Source organism: Halomonas sp. M20 (genome assembly GCF_020622265.1).
Classification (GTDB): domain Bacteria; phylum Pseudomonadota; class Gammaproteobacteria; order Pseudomonadales; family Halomonadaceae; genus Modicisalibacter.
Window position 1 is genome coordinate 1079887 of record NZ_JACNMQ010000001.1, and the last position, 16087, is coordinate 1095973.

A 16087-nucleotide genomic window follows, 5' to 3' on the forward strand; every position below is an offset into this window, starting at 1 on the left:
ACATGGCGCAATCCGAGATTGCCGCTGTCATACCGTTAGCACGGCCTTTCATGTGCCTTGGTGCCACGAATATTTTTCAAGGAGTCGTCATGGAACTTGATCCGCTGATCATTTCGCGACTGCAATTTGCTTTCGTGATTTCATTTCATGCCATATTCCCGGCATTTACCATTGGCCTGGCATCTTACCTGGCACTGCTTTACGGGCTGTACGTCAAGACCCGTAACAAGGCCTGGGAGAAGCTCGCGCAGTTCTGGACCAAGGTCTTTGCCGTGGTATTCGGCATGGGGGTGGTATCCGGCATCGTCATGTCCTTCCAGTTCGGCACCAACTGGAGCAATTTCGCCCAGGCGACCGCCAACTTCATCGGGCCCATGCTGAGTTACGAGGTGTTGACGGCGTTCTTCCTCGAGGCAGGGTTTCTAGGCGTATTGTTGTTCGGGCGTGGTCGCGTTTCCCCGGGAATGCATCTGTTCGCCGCCATCATGGTGGCGGTGGGTACCCTCATCTCCACCTTCTGGATTCTCTCGACCAACAGTTGGATGCACACGCCTGCCGGTTACGAAATACGAGAGGGTACTTTCTACGTCACCTCCTGGTTCGAGGCGATCTTCAATCCCTCTTTCCCGTATCGTTTTCTGCACATGGGATTGGCATCCTTCCTGGCCGGCGGTTTCGTGGTGGCCGGTGTCAGCGCCTGGTTCCTGCTCCGCGGCCATGAAATCGAGGCCAACCGCAAGGCGCTATCCATGTCGCTGTGGCTGCTGCTGATTGCCGCCCCCGCTCAGGCAGTGGTAGGGGATTTCCACGGTCTCAATACCCTGGAACATCAGCCGGCCAAACTCGCCGCAATCGAGGCTATCTGGGATACCGAATCCTCGGTGCCATTGGCGCTTTTCGCCATTCCGGATCAGGAAAATCAGACCAACCATTACGAACTCAGCGTTCCCAAACTGGGAAGCCTGATCCTGACCCATGATCCGAGCGGCGAGATCAAGGGACTTAGTGACTGGCCGCGGGATGAACAGCCGCCGGTGTGGTTCGCCTTCTTCGGTTTTCGCATCATGGTGGGGCTTGGCTTCTTGATGATTGCCTTTGCCATTGCAGGGCTGGTGCTGCGCAAGAACGGACGCATCTATACCAATCGCTACTTCCTGCAGGGATTACGGTTGATGAGCGTGGCACCCTTTATCGCCTTGTTGGCGGGTTGGATCGTTACTGAAACCGGACGTGCTCCCTGGCTCGTCTACGGCGTGATGAGCCACGCCGAGGGTCTGACACCGTCCCTGACCGGCGGTATAGCGCTATTTACGCTGCTCGGGTACATGGCGGTCTATGCGGTGGTGTTTTTCTCCGGTATCTACTACCTCACCCAGGTGATTCGCATGGGTATGGAAAAAGAGGAGAGCGATACCGACGAAACTCAAAGCGCCATGCGTCCAATGTCCGCTTCGCATGTTTCTTTCGATGACAGCACTACACAGGCAAGGAGCTGAGGCATGGAAACCTTCGATCTATCCGTCGTCTGGGCGATCGTTGTAGCGTTCAGCATCATCATGTATGTGTTGATGGATGGCTTCATCCTCGGCATGGGCGTTCTGTTTCCCTTCGCCCCGAACGAAGAGACGCGGGATACGATGATGAATACCGGCGCGCCGATCTGGGACGGTAACGAGACCTGGCTGGTGCTCGCCGGTACCAGCTTGCTGGGTGCCTTTCCGCTGGTCTATTCGATTCTGCTGCCGGCGCTTTATATTGGCGTTTTTCTGATGCTGGCCGGGCTGGTCTTCCGGGGTATCTCGTTCGAGTTTCGCTTCAAGGCCAAGAGCAAGAGTTCGCGCAAGCGGTGGAATATTGCCTTTGCCGGAGGCTCGATGGTGGTGGCCTTCGCTCAGGGCGCTGTGGTGGGCGCTTACATTGAGGGTTTCGAGACTCAGGATCGGGCCTTTACCGGCGGTGCCTTCGATTGGCTGACGCCCTTCAGCGTGATGACCGGCCTGGGTATGATGGCGGGATTCGCCTTGTTGGGCGCTACCTGGGTCATTTTGAAGACAGAAGGGCACGTACAGGAGTGGGCTTATCAAATAGCCTCCAAGCTGCTGTGGCTAGTGCTGGGCGTATTTGCGATCGTGAGTTTGTGGACGCCCTATATCGATGCGAGCGTCGCGGAGCGCTGGTTCGGGCATATACAGGTGATCTGGATACTGCCGGCCCTTGCCATGGCGAGCGCGGCGGCCCTGTTCTTCTCGCTCAAGCGCGGGCGCGGGAAGCTGCCGTTCTTCGCTACCATGAGTATGTTCATTTTTACCTATCTTGGCCTCTTAGTGAGCCGTTGGCCCTATGTGGTGCCGCCGGACTACACCTTGTGGGATGCGGCCTCCGCACCGGGTTCGCAGCTTTTTCTGCTGGTCGGTACCTTGATCGTCATCCCCGTCATTCTGGGCTATACCAGCTGGGCCTACTGGGTGTTCCGGGGCAAGGTGCGTCCCGGCGAAGGGTATCACTGAGCCTGTGTTTCCTCGGAAAACATGCTCGAGGTTGTGCTTTGAAGAGTATCCATGAGGGCAACTCGCAGCGCCGATATCTCGACCCCTCGGGGGTGGCTGAACGCTCAGGCACAGGACGTCAAAGGCTGGCTGGCGCTGGCCGCTGGGCTGGGCATTCTGGCGGGTCTGATGACCATGCTCCAAATGGGAGCGCTGGCCTGGATCATTGCTCAGCTGATCGGTACTGAAACGTCTCTGGAACAACTGAGCAGTGCCTTCGTTTTATTGCTGGTGGTGATCGCGGTACGCGCACTGGCCCAGTGGGGCCAGGAGAGTGCGGGTGTGGAGGCCAGTCTTCGCGTGCGCAGCAAGGTTCGCACACATCTACTTGATCATCTGGCGGCGGTGGGGCCAGTGGGTCTTTCTAGCCGGCATACCGCCGGGCTCGGGGGGCAGCTGGTCGAGCAGGTCGAGGCGCTGGACGGTTACTACGCCCGCTTTTTGCCGCAAATGCGGCTGGTGCTGGTACTGCCGCTGGTGATTCTGGCGCTGGTGCTGTGGCTCGACTGGCTGGCGGCGATATTCCTGCTGCTATCCGCTCCCTTGATTCCACTGTTCATGGCATTGGTGGGCATGGGGGCCGAACGGCTCAATCAACAGCAGTTTGTCGCCGTGACGCGCTTGGCTGGGCACTTTCTCGATCGCGTGCGCGGTCTGACAACGCTGCAACTATTCAATCGCGCCGATGCCAGTATCGATGAAGTGTTTGTCGCGGCGGATGACTATCGCCGACGCAGTATGCGCACCCTGAAGCTCGCATTTCTATCCTCCGCGGTGCTGGAATTCTTCGCCTCTGTGGCCATCGCGGTGATTGCGATCTATATCGGGTTTGGCCTGTTGGGATACATTCGCTATGGCCCGGCGGAGGAGCTGACGCTGTTCAGCGGCTTGCTCATCCTGTTGCTGGCCCCGGAATTCTTTCAGCCGCTGCGAACCCTGGCCCAGCACTATCATGATCGAGCCGCTGCCTTGGGTGCCGCGGATGGTCTGATGAAAATGCTTGAACTGCCGGTGTCCACTCCTGTTTCCACTTCTGTTTTCAATCTGGACCCCACTCAGGAGTTCAGCGCAAAAAACTCAAGTTCGGGTACTTGCATTCGCCTCTGGGAGGCCTGCGTTTCCTATCCACAGCGGGGGCGGGTGCTGGGACCGATCACGCTATCGATTGCATCCGGGGAGTGTGTCGCCCTGGTGGGGCCTTCCGGTTCCGGCAAGTCCACACTGCTGCAACTGCTTGCCGGTTTTGTTCAGATCGAGCAGGGGCGCGTCGAAATCATTCCAAACGCACAGATTGCCTGGATGGATCAACGACCCTGGCTGGTGCAAGGCAGCCTTGCGGAGAATCTGCGCCTGGCAGCGCCCGAGGCCAGCAATGCGCAGCTAGTAGAGGCGGTGACGCAGGCCGGTCTTGCGGATCTAGTTGCCAACTTACCGGAGGGGTTGAGTACGTATCTGGGGGAGCGCGGCCTGGGGCTTTCCGGCGGTCAGGGGCAGCGGCTTGCCCTGGCCCGGGTGTTTCTCTCCGAGGCGCCCCTGGTGTTGCTCGACGAGCCCACCGCCAGCCTCGATGCAGATAGTGAAGCCCAGGTCGTTATCGCCTTGAGGCGGCTGGTAAACCAAGGCCGAACGGTGGTGATAGCGACTCATCATCCGGCGTTGATGGCCCTGGCAAATCGAACGTTGCGTTTCGAGGATGGCACTCTTCAGCAGCATGGTACCTTGAGCAATGAAACCCGATAGCGAAGGCTCTTTTCTCAGCGATTTTGCGCCCTGGCTGCGTCAGCTTCGGCAGCGCCAGGGGCGCTTGTGGCTGGGGGCGCTATTGATGCTGCTGACCCTGGCCGCCGCCATTGGTCTGCTGGCGCTTTCTGGCTGGTTCATTACCACTACCGCCATTGCCGGATCGCTCTTGGCTGCGGGTGCCGCCGTGAGTATCGATATCTATCGTCCTGGTGGCGGCATTCGCTTTTTCGCCATTACTCGCACCGCCGCACGCTACGGCGAGCGTCTTTACAACCACGATACGGTACTGCGATTGCTGGCGGATCTCAGGGCCGGGCTGTTTGCGGTGCTTACCCGGCTTGATGGCCGCAGTCTGGGCCGTCTGCGGGCCGCCGAATGGCTCAATCGACTCACGGCGGATATCGACACCCTGGATAGCCTTTACCTGCGCTTGCTGGCGCCTCCGCTGGCATCGTTGCTGGCGGTTTGCGGTATCGCCTTGCTGCTGTGGTTTTTCACGCCCTCCATAGCCGCCCCGACGTTGATGGCGCTACTGCTTACATGGCTGTGGCTGGTGCTGGGTCAGGCGTGTCTGGGAATGGCAGCAAGCAGGCATCGAGTGGCAGCTCTGGACCGCCTGCGCTCGTTGACCATCGAGCAGCTGCAAGGGCTGGCGGAGCTACGCTGTTACCGCACCCTGGGCATGCATCGCCAGACCTTATCCGGCCAGGAGCAGGATCTCTATCGCGATCAACGCCGCCTGGGACGACTGCAGGCATTGGGTAATGCCCTAGTGGGACTTGGAGTGAGCATGACGGCGGCGCTGACGCTCTGGTTGGGGGCCAGTCTGTATGCCGCGAATACATTGAGCGGGCCGCTATTGGTATTGATGCCGCTAGCGGTGCTGGCCGCCAACGAGGCAATGGCCTTGTTGCCCCCGGCCTTCACTCAGCTGGGCGCGACCCGCGCGGCGGCCCAGCGCCTTAATGCTCTTGTGGCTTCTCGTAGCGACATTCAAGAAGTGGAAAACCCCATTATCTTGGCCAAGGGCGCGCCTAGAGTGGCACTTGAGGGCCTATCGCTTCGTTATCCCAACGCCAGTCGTTTCGAGAATGATCATGAAGCATTCGCTATGGAAAACCCTTTGGCACCTGCATTGGATGACGTATCGTTTTCCATTGAACCTGGGGAGCGCATAGCGCTGGTGGGTGCCTCGGGATCAGGCAAGTCGAGTGTTGCCCAGCTGCTGGTACGTCTGATCGATCCGAGTGCTGGGCGAGTGTGTCTGAATGGTCGGGATGCGCGTGAACTATCGATTTCGAGTCTACGCCAGGGTATCGGCTATCTCACTCAGCACACGGAGCTGTTTCATGCCAGCCTGGCGACGAATCTTCGCATTGGGAATCTTAAAGCTGGTGACGACATGCTCTGGGAGGTGCTCGACGTGGTCGATTTAAAAGGCTGGGCCCAGGAGCTGCCCTTGGGGTTGGACACCTGGGTAGGCGAGTCCGGGCGTCAACTATCCGGCGGTCAGGCGCGCCGGGTCGCGCTTGCCCGGGTACTGTTGACTCAGGCCGATATGATGATACTCGACGAGCCCTTCACGGGCCTGGACGAAGCCACGGTACTGCGTATTGCTGAACGCCTCGATACCTGGCTCGAGGATCGTACGGTGCTCTATCTGAATCACGACAATCGCTATCTGCCCGGGGTGTCGCGAACCTTGTCGTTGCGTTTGGGTCGTATCGTTTCCGGGGCAGAGTAGAGTGCTGTTTCAGTAACGCAATGATGTTGCAGGAAGAAAATGATGGATACAGGGGGCGGAATGAAAGAGTGGCTCAAAGCCTTGCCCAAGGCAGAATTGCATCTCCACATCGAGGGCACCTTGGAGCCGGAGCTGATGTTTGCCCTGGCAGAGCGTAACGCTATCGACCTGCCCTATGCCTCCGTGGAAGAGGTGCGCGCCGCCTACGACTTCAGCGATCTGCAGTCCTTTCTCGATCTTTACTATCAGGGCATGTCGGTGTTGCGCAGCGTGGATGATTTCTTCGACCTGGCCATGGACTATTTTCGCCGCGCTCACGACGATGGCGTCGTGCATGTGGAGCTTTCCTTCGATCCGCAGGCGCATCTGGCGCGGGGCGTTGGGCTGGACGTCCAGTTCGAAGGCTTGACTCGGGCCATGCGCCAAGCCGAGCGGGAGTGGGATCTTTCTTCGGCGCTGATCATGAGCTTCCTGCGGGATCGATCGGCGGCAGAAGCCATGGAGGTGCTCGAGCGGGCCGGGCCCTATCTGGAATTGCTCGATGCGGTAGGGCTGGATAGCGCCGAGCAAGGCAATCCACCGGGCAAGTTTGCCGAGGTGTTTGCACGCGCCAAATTGCTGGGATTGCCGCGGGTGGCCCATGCGGGTGAGGAGGGGCCGCCAGCCTATATTCGAGAAGCGCTGGATCTGCTCGAGGTGTGCCGTATCGATCATGGGGTGCGCTGCCTGGAAGATCCCGAACTGGTCGCACGACTTAGGGATGAGCGCATACCGCTGACGGTCTGCCCGCTATCCAATCTGCATCTCAAGGTAGTCGAGCGCATGGAGGATCATCCCTTGCCGCGTCTGCTCGACGCCGGGCTTCTGGTGACGCTCAACTCCGACGATCCGGCCTATTTCGGTGGCGGCGTGCTGGACAACTACCTGGCTTGCCATGAAGCCTTTGGCTGGTCGAAGGATACGTTCGTCAGCCTGGCGGATAACGCGCTTCAGATTGCCTTTATGGAAAACGACCGCCGCCAGGCATTACGCGAGCGTCTGGCGGCCAGTTTTTAAGGCCTTACTCGTCGTGTTGGCGAATCACGAAATGCTTGACGGTGGTCTCGATGATTTCCCAGTAGCCGCGAAAGCCATTGGGAATCAGGAAGGCGTCGCCGGTACGAAATGTCTGGACCTTGCCATCCTCGCCGATCAGCTTGCAGTGCCCGGAGAGGATGTAGCAGAACTCGTCGCGTTGGGTGAAGGCGTGCCATTTACCTGGCGTGCTGGTCCAGGTGCCGGCGATCATTGCGCCGTCGGGGCTTTCGAAACGCAGCTTCGTTTCGTGCTGAGGATCGCCCTCGACGACCCTATCGGGTAGATCCGCCAACCGGCGCTCCGAGGTTTTGAGCGGGGCATCGGCAAAGTTCACGACATCATGTTGCGACATGAAAAAGCTCCTGATAAGGCGTTATATGAATAAGAGTACTTTTTAAAACTCGATAAACAAGGGGGCGTTTCCAGCGGCAAGACGTTGCGAGGGCGCTGTAAACCCGTCCCTGGGCGCTACTTTTGCCATCCATGGCAAAAGACCCTCGCTTTGCCTTGCCACCGGTGCCCGCTATTGCAAAAAGATTTAAAATAAATCCTAAGTGACAATAGTAGGCAATCCAATGAGCTGATCAAAGGCTTGCATCGCGCCGGTGCTGGCGCTTGCCTCCCGCCCAGGTTTCAAAAATCGTGCGATCGTCTCCCAGCATCATCAATGCAAACAGCAGTTCACCCAGGGTTTTCGTGCGGGCGGTGCGTCGCGCCAGTAGCGGCGTTGCCTCAGGGTCGAGCACCACGATATCCGCCTCGGCGCCTTCCCGCAGGCATCCGATATGGGCGTCCAGATGCAGTGCTCGCGCATTGCCCAGGGTCAAATGATAGAAGCCTTGCCAGGCGGTCAATGGCTGACCGAGCAGTTGTCCGACCTGATAGGCAGCCTTGAGAGTACCTAGGCCACACAGGTCGGTGCCGCCACCGATATCGCTGGCCAGGGAAAACGTGAGTCCCGCGTTGTTACAGGCAAGCCGATCGAACAAACCGCTGCCTAGAAACAGGTTCGAGGTAGGGCAGAAGGCGGCATTGGCCCCGGCCTCCGCCAGGCGAGTACGGGCCTCCGGCGTCAGATGAATGCTGTGAGCAAAGGTGCTGCGGGGACCGACCAGCCCAAAGCGTTCATAGACATTCAGGTAGTCGTGAGCTTCGGGAAACAGTTCCGCGACCCACTCTATCTCGCCACGATTCTCGGACAGATGGGTCTGTAGATGCAGATCCGGCGCGCTGCGCAGCAGGCTTCCCGCTGCATCCAGTTGTTGCCGGGTGGAAGTCGGGGCGAAACGCGGCGTCAGGCTGTAGCCGAGTCGATCCTTGCCATGCCAGTCGGCGATCAGCGCTTCGCTGTCGCGGATGCCACCCAGGGCGGTGTCCGTCAACGCCTCCGGGGCGTTACGGTCCATCAATACCTTGCCCGCCAGCATGCGCAGCCCGCGTCGATGAGCGGCGACAAAGAACGATTCCACCGAGACCGGGTGCGAGGTGCAAAATACCTGAGCGGTGGTGGTGCCGACCCGCATCAGTTCGTCCAGGAATATCTCGGCAACTTGCTCTGCGTGTTCGCGTTCGGCGAAGCGGCACTCCTCGGGGAAGGTGTAGTCGTTCAGCCAGTCGAGCAGTTGGCGCCCGTAGGAAGCCATGATGTCGAGCTGAACATAGTGCACATGACTGTCGATGAAGCCCGGCATCATCAGCTTGCCGGTGTAGTCGACCGTTTCGATGCCTGAGGGAAGGTTCGGTGCCATCTGGGTGTAATCGCCGATGGCGCGGATATGGCCGTGATCGAGCCAAATAGCGCCATCCTCCAGATACAGTAGGCTGCCGGGTGCCGGTTGATCCTGATCGCCAGGATCCTCGAGAAAGCTGAGCAGCGGGCCACGCAGCACACGAGGGTCAGTCATCAATCTTCTCCTGCCGGGGTATTCATTCGGTGATCGTGGGTAAATACCTGACGCAGCGCCTGCGGCTCGATCCCGCGTTGATCGGGCCGTTCGATACCGGGTTTGAAGGTCAGTAGTTCGGCACAGACCGCCAGGGCGATTTCGTAAGGCCGCTTACCCTTGGCCCCGGCGATGCCGATGGGGCAGCGTACCCGGTCCAGTACGTCCTGTGTATGGCCGGCTTCCCGCAGCGGGCGCTGGAAGCTGGCCCACTTGCTGACCGAGCCGATCAAGCCGATGGTGGCGCAGTCGCCACGCTGGAGCAGGGCATCGATCAGTTCGCGATCCTCGGCGTGATCGTGAGTCATGATCAGTGCATGAGTGTTCGCCGGTAAACTCCTCACGGCTGATTCCGAATCCTGGTTGAAACGACACTGCAGCCGTGCCTGATTCTGAGCCCAGTCGGGAAAGGCGTCTTCACGGCTGTCGAACCAGAGCACGCGCCAGGGCAACGGTGCCATGAGCTTCGTCAATTCCTGTCCTACGTGGCCGGCGCCGAACAGGGCGATATTCATCTCGGCACTGGAAAAGAGTTCGATCAGTACATGCACGTAGCCGCCGCAGCACTGACCCGAGCGAGCGCCCAGGGCGAAGGCCTCCAGGCGCGGCCCGCTCTCTTCATGGTTCAACGCCTGGCGCGCAGCCTCGATCACCTGATATTCGAAAGTGCCGCCGCCGAGGGTGTCGTAGATGCCCTCCGGGGTGATCACCATCTTTGTGCCGGGCTCTCGAGGTACGGAACCTGCCGTGCCGACCACGCTGGCCAGGGCATGAGGCAGGGCCGCTTCCTGAAGACGATGCAGCGCCTCATGCCAGGTTGCTTCAGTCGAAAGCTCGCGAGAGAGAGGCTCGCTAGACCGATTCATCGCTTGCCTCCACTGCAGACGTCTCGGATGGGGCGGGGTTGCGCAGCGCTTCCGTCGCCATCAACACCCGCTCCGGCGTGGCCGGCGTGTCCAGGCGTGGGCAATAGCGGTAATCGACCAGGCTGGCCAGGGCATCGCGCAGCGCCGACCATACCGAGATGCCCAGCATGAGCGGCGGTTCACCCACCGCCTTGGAGCGATAGATGCTAGCTTGCGAATTCGGATGGCCCTGCAGCAGTTCGACGTTGAATACCGGCGGCAGATCACCGAAGGCGGGGATCTTGTAGGTCGAAGGGCCATCGCTGATGAGTCGGCCCTTGTCGTTCCACTTGAGTTCCTCGCTGGTCAGCCAGCCCATGCCCTGAATGAAGCCGCCTTCGACCTGGCCCATGTCGATGGCCGGATTCAGGGAGTCGCCCACGTCGTGCAGGATGTCCACCCGGGTGATCCGGTACTCCCCGGAGAGGGTATCCACCTCCACCTCGGATACCGCGGCGCCATGAGCGAAATAATAGAAGGGGCGACCCGAGCCGGTGGCGCGGTCGTAATGGATCAGCGGGGTGGCGTAGAAGCCCTTGGCGGAGAGCGAAATACGCTCCAGATAGGCGGCTTGAACCAGCTCGCCCCAGGCAATACGGCGCTCGCCCTCGCCGTGGCCGGCGATCAGCTCGCCGTTTTCCAGGCGCATGTCTTCCCGGTCGAGTTCATAGTGGTTCGCGGCGAAGTCGAATAGCCGCTCCCGCAGCTTGCTTGCCGCATCCCGAGCCGCCATGCCGTTGAGATCCGCGCCACTCGAAGCAGCCGTCGGGGAGGTGTTGGGCACCTTGTCCGTGCGGGTGGCGCTGATGCGCACCTGTTCGAGATCGAGCCCCAGCTCCCGGGCCGCTACCTGACAGATCTTGGTATGCAAGCCCTGGCCCATTTCGGTGCCGCCATGATTGATCATCACGCTGCCATCGGTATAGACGTGCAGCAGGGCGCCGGCCTGGTTGAGATGCTTGGCGGTGAAGGAGATACCGAACTTCACCGGCGTCAGGGAAAGCCCCTTCTTGATGATCGGGCTCTTGGCATTGTACTCGCTGATGGCGCGGCGGCGCTGCCAATAGTCGCTGCTCCTTTCCACACGCTCGACGATCTCCGCGATCAGTCCATGCTGATTCACGGTCTGGCCGTAGTGGGTGACGTCCCGACCTGCACGATAGAGATTGCGCTTGCGCACCGTCAGCGGATCTTCCCCGACCTGGCGGGCGATATCGTCCATGGCCGCCTCGATGATCATCATGCCCTGGGGGCCCCCGAAGCCGCGAAAGGCGGTGTTCGAGGCGGTATGCGTACGGGCGCGAATGCCGGTCACCCGGGCATCACCCAGAGAGTAGGCGTTGTCCGCATGGAACATGGCGCGGTCGACGATGGCCTCGGAGAGATCCGGTGAGTAGCCGCAGTCGCCGATGACGATAATATCGCCGCCCTGGATTACGCCTTGGTCATCGAATCCCAAGCGATAGCGATTATGAAAAGGATGACGCTTGCCGGTGGCGCGAGTGTCTTCGGCCCGGGGCAAACGCAATCGCGCCGCGCGACCGGTACGCCTTGCAATCAGGGCCGCAATGCAGGCCCAGGGCGAGGCCTGGGTCTCCTTGCCGCCGAAGCCGCCGCCCATGCGCCGGGTTTCCACGACCACCGCATGGAAGGGCACGTCAAGCACCTCGGCGACCAGTTTCTGGGTCTCGCTGGGATGCTGGTTGGAGGTGTAGACCACCACGCCCTCGTCTTCGCTCGGGGTGACCAGGCAGGCCTGACCTTCGAGATAGAAGTGCTCCTGACCGCCGACGAACTGCTCGGCTTCGAGTACATGAGGTGCATCTTCCAACGCCTGCTGCCAATCCCCGCGCTGCTGCACATGGGTAGGGCGCACGACGTCGTTTGCTTCGGCGGCAGCCACCGCATCGAGACTCGCCGAATGTTCATCGATCTCGATCACCGCTTCCTTCACTGCCAGGCGCGCGGCCTTGTAACTGGTAGCAGCGACGGCGAACAGGGTCTGGCCGACGTAACTGATCTCGTCATCCACGAATAATGGATCGCCGGGAAACACCGGGCCGACGTCCGTATGACCGGGCACATCCACGACGGTGATCACGTCCACCACTCCCGGGGCGCGCTTGACCTTTTCCAGATCCAGCCGGGTCAGTCGTCCATGAGCCACCGGTGACAGGCCGAGCGCGATATGCAGGGCATCGGCGGGGGCCGGCATATCGTCGATATAGGCGGCGCGGCCAGTCACGTGCTTGATGGCGCTTTCGTGGGCATAGGCATGAGTACGGGCATGCCGGCTGCTGTGCTCGTGAGCGGCATCCATCGTATCCCGAGCCAGAGGACCGTCGCCCTTGTTGTGGTTTTTCTGTTCGCGACGCGCCTTGGCGGAGTCCAATGAAACATCAGTGAGCGTACGCATCGAGACACACCTCCGCGTTAGTGTTGAAGTCGGCATCCAAGGACAGCCGCAGGCGTTCGAGCAAATTGCTTGCAGCCACTAGACGATATTCACTGGAACCCCGAACATCGCTCAAGGGCTGGAACTCGTTGCGTAAGGCGGATCTCGCGGCGCCGAAAGCCGCTTCCGTAGGCGCTTGGCCTTCCAGGGCAGCCTCGGCACCGGGGGCCCGTCTGGGAATGGCGGCCATTCCTCCGAAGGCGAGGTGGACATCGCGCATTACGCCATTTTCCATACGCCAGGCGAACGCGCCGAGTACTACGGAGATGTCGTCTTCCCGGCGCTTGGAGAGCTTCCACACCTTGAGGTGCTGATCGGTCTCGGGACGTGGCAAGAAGATCGCGCGAATGAATTCTCCTTCCTCTGCGTTCAAGGCCGTCTTGCGATAGTCGAGAAAGAAGTCGGCAACAGGCATTTCGCGCGCGCCGTTCGGCCCATCCAGCATCAACCTGGCATCGAGCGCCAGCAGCACCGGCGGGCAGTCGCCGATGGGGGAGGCGTTGGCAATGTTACCCCCCAGGGTTGCGCGATTACGAATCTGGCTGGAAGCGAAGCGGTGCATGAGATGCCCAAAGGCCGCGAAATGCTCCGCTAACAAGGGCTCGAGTCGGCTGTAGGTGACCGCCGCACCGACCCACCAGCCTTCGGGTGTCTCATCGATGATGTTGAGTTCGACGACCCGGCGGAGATCGATGAGGTCATCCAGGGGCTTGAGCTGCTGGGTAACTTCCAGCCACAGGTCCGTGGCACCCGCTACGAGCCGCGCCTCTGGACGCTGACGACGCAGCTCTCGAAGGGTCGCGATATCTTTGGGTGAATCGAAACGACCAGGCGACTCGTTTATCCGGGAGCTGGTGCCTTTTTTCGTCGCATCGCTATAAAGCGACTGGACATTACTCGCCAGATCTGGATCGTCGGCCCAGATTGGGTGGGTATCCGGATGGTCCTGCATGGTCAGGGCGGCATCGCGAATCGGGCGATAACCGGTGCAGCGACATAGATTGCCACCCAGCGCTGCTTCCAGGCGTTGTTGGGTCAGCGGCGCGGGTTGTGTTTGCTGGGAGTGGTGCAGGGTGAACAGCGACATGACGATGCCAGGCGTGCAGAAACCGCACTGGCTGGCGTGGCAATCGACCATGGCGGCCTGGGCCGGGTGCAGTGCATCGCCTCGGGCCAGACCTTCAACGGTCACAAGGTGGCAGTCTTTGATTTGATGCGCCGGTATGATGCAGGCGTTGGCGTTGTGATAGGAAAGGCCGCCCTGATCGTTGGGCTGGCCAATGCTGACGGTGCAGGCGCCACAATCACCCGAGGCGCAGCCCTCCTTGGTGCCATTCTTGCCCAACTGAAGGCGCAAGAGTTCCAGTACGCTGGTATCGGGGGGAATATCGGCGCATTGCTGGCGCTGACCATTCAAATAGAAGTCGATCATCAGGAGAACGCTCGTTGTTTTTGAAAAGGGAGTCGCTGTTATCGATTCCATGATTTAGGATAACCTGACCAAATGGTCAAGATGTGTTTAGCGTGGCGCAAAGCCCGAACAAGTGCAAGACCGACAAGAGTAATGACGATGACGATTCTGACCCCGACGGAGGCGACCCAAACGAGGCAGCGTAACGAGCAGAGGATTTTCGAAGCGGCGGAGTGCATTTTTGCCAGCCACGGCTACCGTGGCGCCAGCGTTCAAGCCATTGCCGAGGAGGCAGGGCTACCCAAGTCCAACGTGCTGTATTACGTGGGCAGCAAGCGTCGGCTTTATGTCGCCTTGCTGGAACGCATGATGGCGCGCTGGAACGCCATGCTCGACGATATAAGCGTGGAAGATGATCCAGCTGAAGTTCTGGAAGCCTTCATTCACAGCAAGATGGAGCTCACCCGCACCCATCCACAAGGCTCACGGCTGTTTGCCGCAGAGATACTCCAAGGCGCGCCTTTTCTTCAGGACTATTTGCGCGGCGAGCTACGAGAATGGGTCCAGGTCAGGGCCGAGGTGTTCAGGCAATGGGCCGATCAGGGCTTGATGGACCCGGTTGATCCGGTATGGCTAATCTTTCTTATCTGGTCGTCGACTCAGCACTACGCGGACTTCGAAGCGCAGATATTGGGAATAACCGATAGAGAGGCGCTAAATGAAGCGGATTATGGTCGCATCACGGCATTCTTGTGCCGCGTCATTCTTCAGGGCTGCGGGGTTACCCGCCGCCCTGAAGCTGCCTTGATCGAGCGAGAGGGGGTTAAAGCTTCCAGGTAACGATCAGCTGCGGATTATCCTCGTCCGCCCCCTTGATGCCGAACTTGTTGCGCCAGACCTGATATTCCACGCCTGCATAGAGACGATCCTCGGCGCCCCAGAAATTGCCCACATCCAGCAACAGCTGGGGTGCGGCATTGATATTGTAATCGGTTTCCCCTTCGGAGCCGGCGTAATCGAAATGGCCCTTGAAGAACCACTTTGTCTCGGCAATATCGAATTTCGATCCCCATACCAAGGTGGTTTGCCAGGTGTCACCGGGCTTGTCCAGATCATCTCGGGCATAGACGTTGAACTGGAAGTAGTCCATGAGGGGCACGGCGAGATCGAAGCCTACGCCGTACAGGCGGCAATACTGCCATTTGTCGAATACGCATGGTTTTCATCGATGACACATGCGATGGTGACTTGATGGCTACTGGAGATGATAAAAAACGTGAACGAGGATTGGACAAAACACATAGTGGTAGAAGGGGCGGGCAAGCTGCGCAATGCTGATCAGCATATCGTCGACATGATTCGCCAGGCGGTTCTGACCCAGCGCCTGCCGCCGGGCACGCGTCTACCAGAGGTCTCGCTGGGGGAGATATTCGGCGTCAGCCGTTCAGTGGTCAGAAAGGCGCTGACACGTTTGGCCGCGGATCACATCATCGTGCAGCACCCCAATCAGGTGGCGCGAATCGCGGCACCTGACATTGTTGAAACCCGAGAAATATTTGCCGCCCGACGGCTGGTGGAAGGCGAGATCGCATCGCTGATGGCTGGCAAGTTGACACAGGCGCAGCGTCAGAAGCTGGCCGAGATCATCGATGAAGAACAGCTAGCTCATCGGCAAGGTAATGAAGCCAAGCGGGTAGAGTGTTCCCTGGCAGTACACCGCTATCTGGCGGATCAGTCGCCCAACCGTGTACTCGGCATCATGTTGACGGATTTGATTCTACGCACGTCTATTGTCATTGCCCTCTACAAGCGAGCGGGGATGCAGGCTTGCTACCTGGATCACGATCATGCGAATTTACTGCTGTTGCTGGAACAGGGGCCTGCGGATGAAGCCTGTGAGCGGATGCGAGCGCACTTGAGTGCGCTGGAAGCGTTGCTTGACCTTAGAGCCCAGGAAGCGCATATCGATCTGGCTTCAATTCTTGGGGTGCCCAACAATGCAAGTACATCGATCTAAGAAAAACATTGTACAAGTATTGTATCGATTTGATTTATGCTCTACCTTGTAGGTGTTCGATGATTTTCCCGTTTGAACATCTCACTGTTTAACCGGTCTCACTCCCCCCGAGACCGGTTCTTTTTTTTATACAACAAACAAGACACATAACATATGGTTGTGATGTTTTCGAAGAGCCCGTCATGGCAATGCCCAGCATCGACAACACACTATTGGTTTACGTTAGCGTCCAGGGCAAGATGCTTG

General features: G+C 59.4%; 13 protein-coding genes. 7 read left to right on the forward strand and 6 right to left on the reverse strand.

Annotation, left to right across the window (positions count from 1 at the left end):
• Positions 1 to 89 precede the first annotated feature (89 nt).
• Genes H7850_RS05065 through H7850_RS05085 form a run of 5 tightly spaced genes read left to right on the forward strand, consistent with a single transcriptional unit; the run spans position 90 to position 7089 of the window.
• A complete protein-coding gene (locus H7850_RS05065) occupies positions 90 to 1496 on the forward strand; it encodes a cytochrome ubiquinol oxidase subunit I (protein ID WP_227368345.1) in 1407 nt (468 codons plus the stop codon).
• Between the two features lie 3 nt (positions 1497 to 1499).
• Positions 1500 to 2507 (forward strand): cytochrome d ubiquinol oxidase subunit II, encoded by a 1008-nt coding sequence (gene cydB / locus H7850_RS05070; protein ID WP_227368346.1) that lies wholly within the window; start codon positions 1500 to 1502, stop codon positions 2505 to 2507.
• A gap of 51 nt (positions 2508 to 2558) precedes the next feature.
• Positions 2559 to 4286, forward strand: coding sequence for a thiol reductant ABC exporter subunit CydD (gene cydD, locus H7850_RS05075; RefSeq protein ID WP_227368347.1), 1728 nt, complete (start codon positions 2559 to 2561; stop codon positions 4284 to 4286).
• Positions 4273 to 6033: a thiol reductant ABC exporter subunit CydC gene (gene cydC / locus H7850_RS05080; protein WP_227368349.1), complete on the forward strand. Its 1761-nt coding sequence runs from the start codon at positions 4273 to 4275 to the stop codon at positions 6031 to 6033. Before cydD ends, cydC begins: the two co-directional genes overlap by 14 nt.
• 60 nt (positions 6034 to 6093) lie before the next feature.
• Positions 6094 to 7089 (forward strand): adenosine deaminase, encoded by a 996-nt coding sequence (locus H7850_RS05085; protein WP_227368546.1) that lies wholly within the window; start codon positions 6094 to 6096, stop codon positions 7087 to 7089.
• A 4-nt stretch (positions 7090 to 7093) separates the two neighbouring features.
• Here H7850_RS05085 and H7850_RS05090 read toward each other — a convergent pair whose 3' ends face one another.
• The 5 genes from H7850_RS05090 to xdhA all read right to left on the reverse strand — a co-directional run bounded on the left by H7850_RS05090 (position 7094) and on the right by xdhA (position 13845).
• Positions 7094 to 7462: a cupin domain-containing protein gene (locus H7850_RS05090; RefSeq protein WP_227368350.1), complete on the reverse strand. Its 369-nt coding sequence runs from the start codon at positions 7460 to 7462 to the stop codon at positions 7094 to 7096.
• Positions 7463 to 7694: 232 nt separating this feature from the next.
• Complete coding sequence (gene guaD / locus H7850_RS05095; protein ID WP_227368351.1) at positions 7695 to 9014, reverse strand: guanine deaminase; 1320 nt, start codon at positions 9012 to 9014, stop codon at positions 7695 to 7697.
• Positions 9014 to 9919, reverse strand: a complete 906-nt coding sequence (xdhC, locus tag H7850_RS05100; protein ID WP_227368352.1) for a xanthine dehydrogenase accessory protein XdhC — start codon at positions 9917 to 9919, stop codon at positions 9014 to 9016. The genes guaD and xdhC overlap by 1 nt, the downstream gene beginning before the upstream one ends.
• Complete coding sequence (gene xdhB, locus H7850_RS05105; RefSeq protein WP_227368353.1) at positions 9906 to 12374, reverse strand: xanthine dehydrogenase molybdopterin binding subunit; 2469 nt, start codon at positions 12372 to 12374, stop codon at positions 9906 to 9908. Before xdhB ends, xdhC begins: the two co-directional genes overlap by 14 nt.
• Complete coding sequence (gene xdhA / locus H7850_RS05110) at positions 12358 to 13845, reverse strand: xanthine dehydrogenase small subunit (protein WP_227368355.1); 1488 nt, start codon at positions 13843 to 13845, stop codon at positions 12358 to 12360. The genes xdhB and xdhA overlap by 17 nt, the downstream gene beginning before the upstream one ends.
• 138 nt (positions 13846 to 13983) lie before the next feature.
• Between xdhA and H7850_RS05115 the strand changes: the two genes are divergently transcribed.
• A complete protein-coding gene (locus tag H7850_RS05115) occupies positions 13984 to 14664 on the forward strand; it encodes a TetR/AcrR family transcriptional regulator (RefSeq protein WP_227368356.1) in 681 nt (226 codons plus the stop codon).
• On the opposite strand, the gene H7850_RS05120 is transcribed toward H7850_RS05115, so the two are convergent.
• Complete coding sequence (locus H7850_RS05120) at positions 14648 to 14983, reverse strand: hypothetical protein (protein ID WP_227368357.1); 336 nt, start codon at positions 14981 to 14983, stop codon at positions 14648 to 14650. The two genes, H7850_RS05115 and H7850_RS05120, sit on opposite strands and share 17 nt — an antisense overlap.
• 117 nt (positions 14984 to 15100) lie before the next feature.
• On the opposite strand from H7850_RS05120, the gene H7850_RS05125 reads away from it, so the two are divergent.
• Positions 15101 to 15841, forward strand: coding sequence for a GntR family transcriptional regulator (locus H7850_RS05125; protein ID WP_227368358.1), 741 nt, complete (start codon positions 15101 to 15103; stop codon positions 15839 to 15841).
• Positions 15842 to 16087 lie beyond the last annotated feature (246 nt).

Coding starts and splice junctions, on each gene's coding strand:
- H7850_RS05065 (WP_227368345.1), top strand. CDS start 90: ATGGAACTTGATCCGCTGATCATTTCGCGACTGCAATTTGCTTTCGTG.
- cydC (WP_227368349.1), top strand. CDS start 4,273: ATGAAACCCGATAGCGAAGGCTCTTTTCTCAGCGATTTTGCGCCCTGG.
- xdhB (WP_227368353.1), bottom strand. CDS start 12,374: ATGCGTACGCTCACTGATGTTTCATTGGACTCCGCCAAGGCGCGTCGC.
- cydD (WP_227368347.1), top strand. CDS start 2,559: ATGAGGGCAACTCGCAGCGCCGATATCTCGACCCCTCGGGGGTGGCTG.
- guaD (WP_227368351.1), bottom strand. CDS start 9,014: ATGACTGACCCTCGTGTGCTGCGTGGCCCGCTGCTCAGCTTTCTCGAG.
- H7850_RS05085 (WP_227368546.1), top strand. CDS start 6,094: ATGAAAGAGTGGCTCAAAGCCTTGCCCAAGGCAGAATTGCATCTCCAC.
- xdhA (WP_227368355.1), bottom strand. CDS start 13,845: ATGATCGACTTCTATTTGAATGGTCAGCGCCAGCAATGCGCCGATATT.
- cydB (WP_227368346.1), top strand. CDS start 1,500: ATGGAAACCTTCGATCTATCCGTCGTCTGGGCGATCGTTGTAGCGTTC.
- H7850_RS05115 (WP_227368356.1), top strand. CDS start 13,984: ATGACGATTCTGACCCCGACGGAGGCGACCCAAACGAGGCAGCGTAAC.
- H7850_RS05090 (WP_227368350.1), bottom strand. CDS start 7,462: ATGTCGCAACATGATGTCGTGAACTTTGCCGATGCCCCGCTCAAAACC.
- xdhC (WP_227368352.1), bottom strand. CDS start 9,919: ATGAATCGGTCTAGCGAGCCTCTCTCTCGCGAGCTTTCGACTGAAGCA.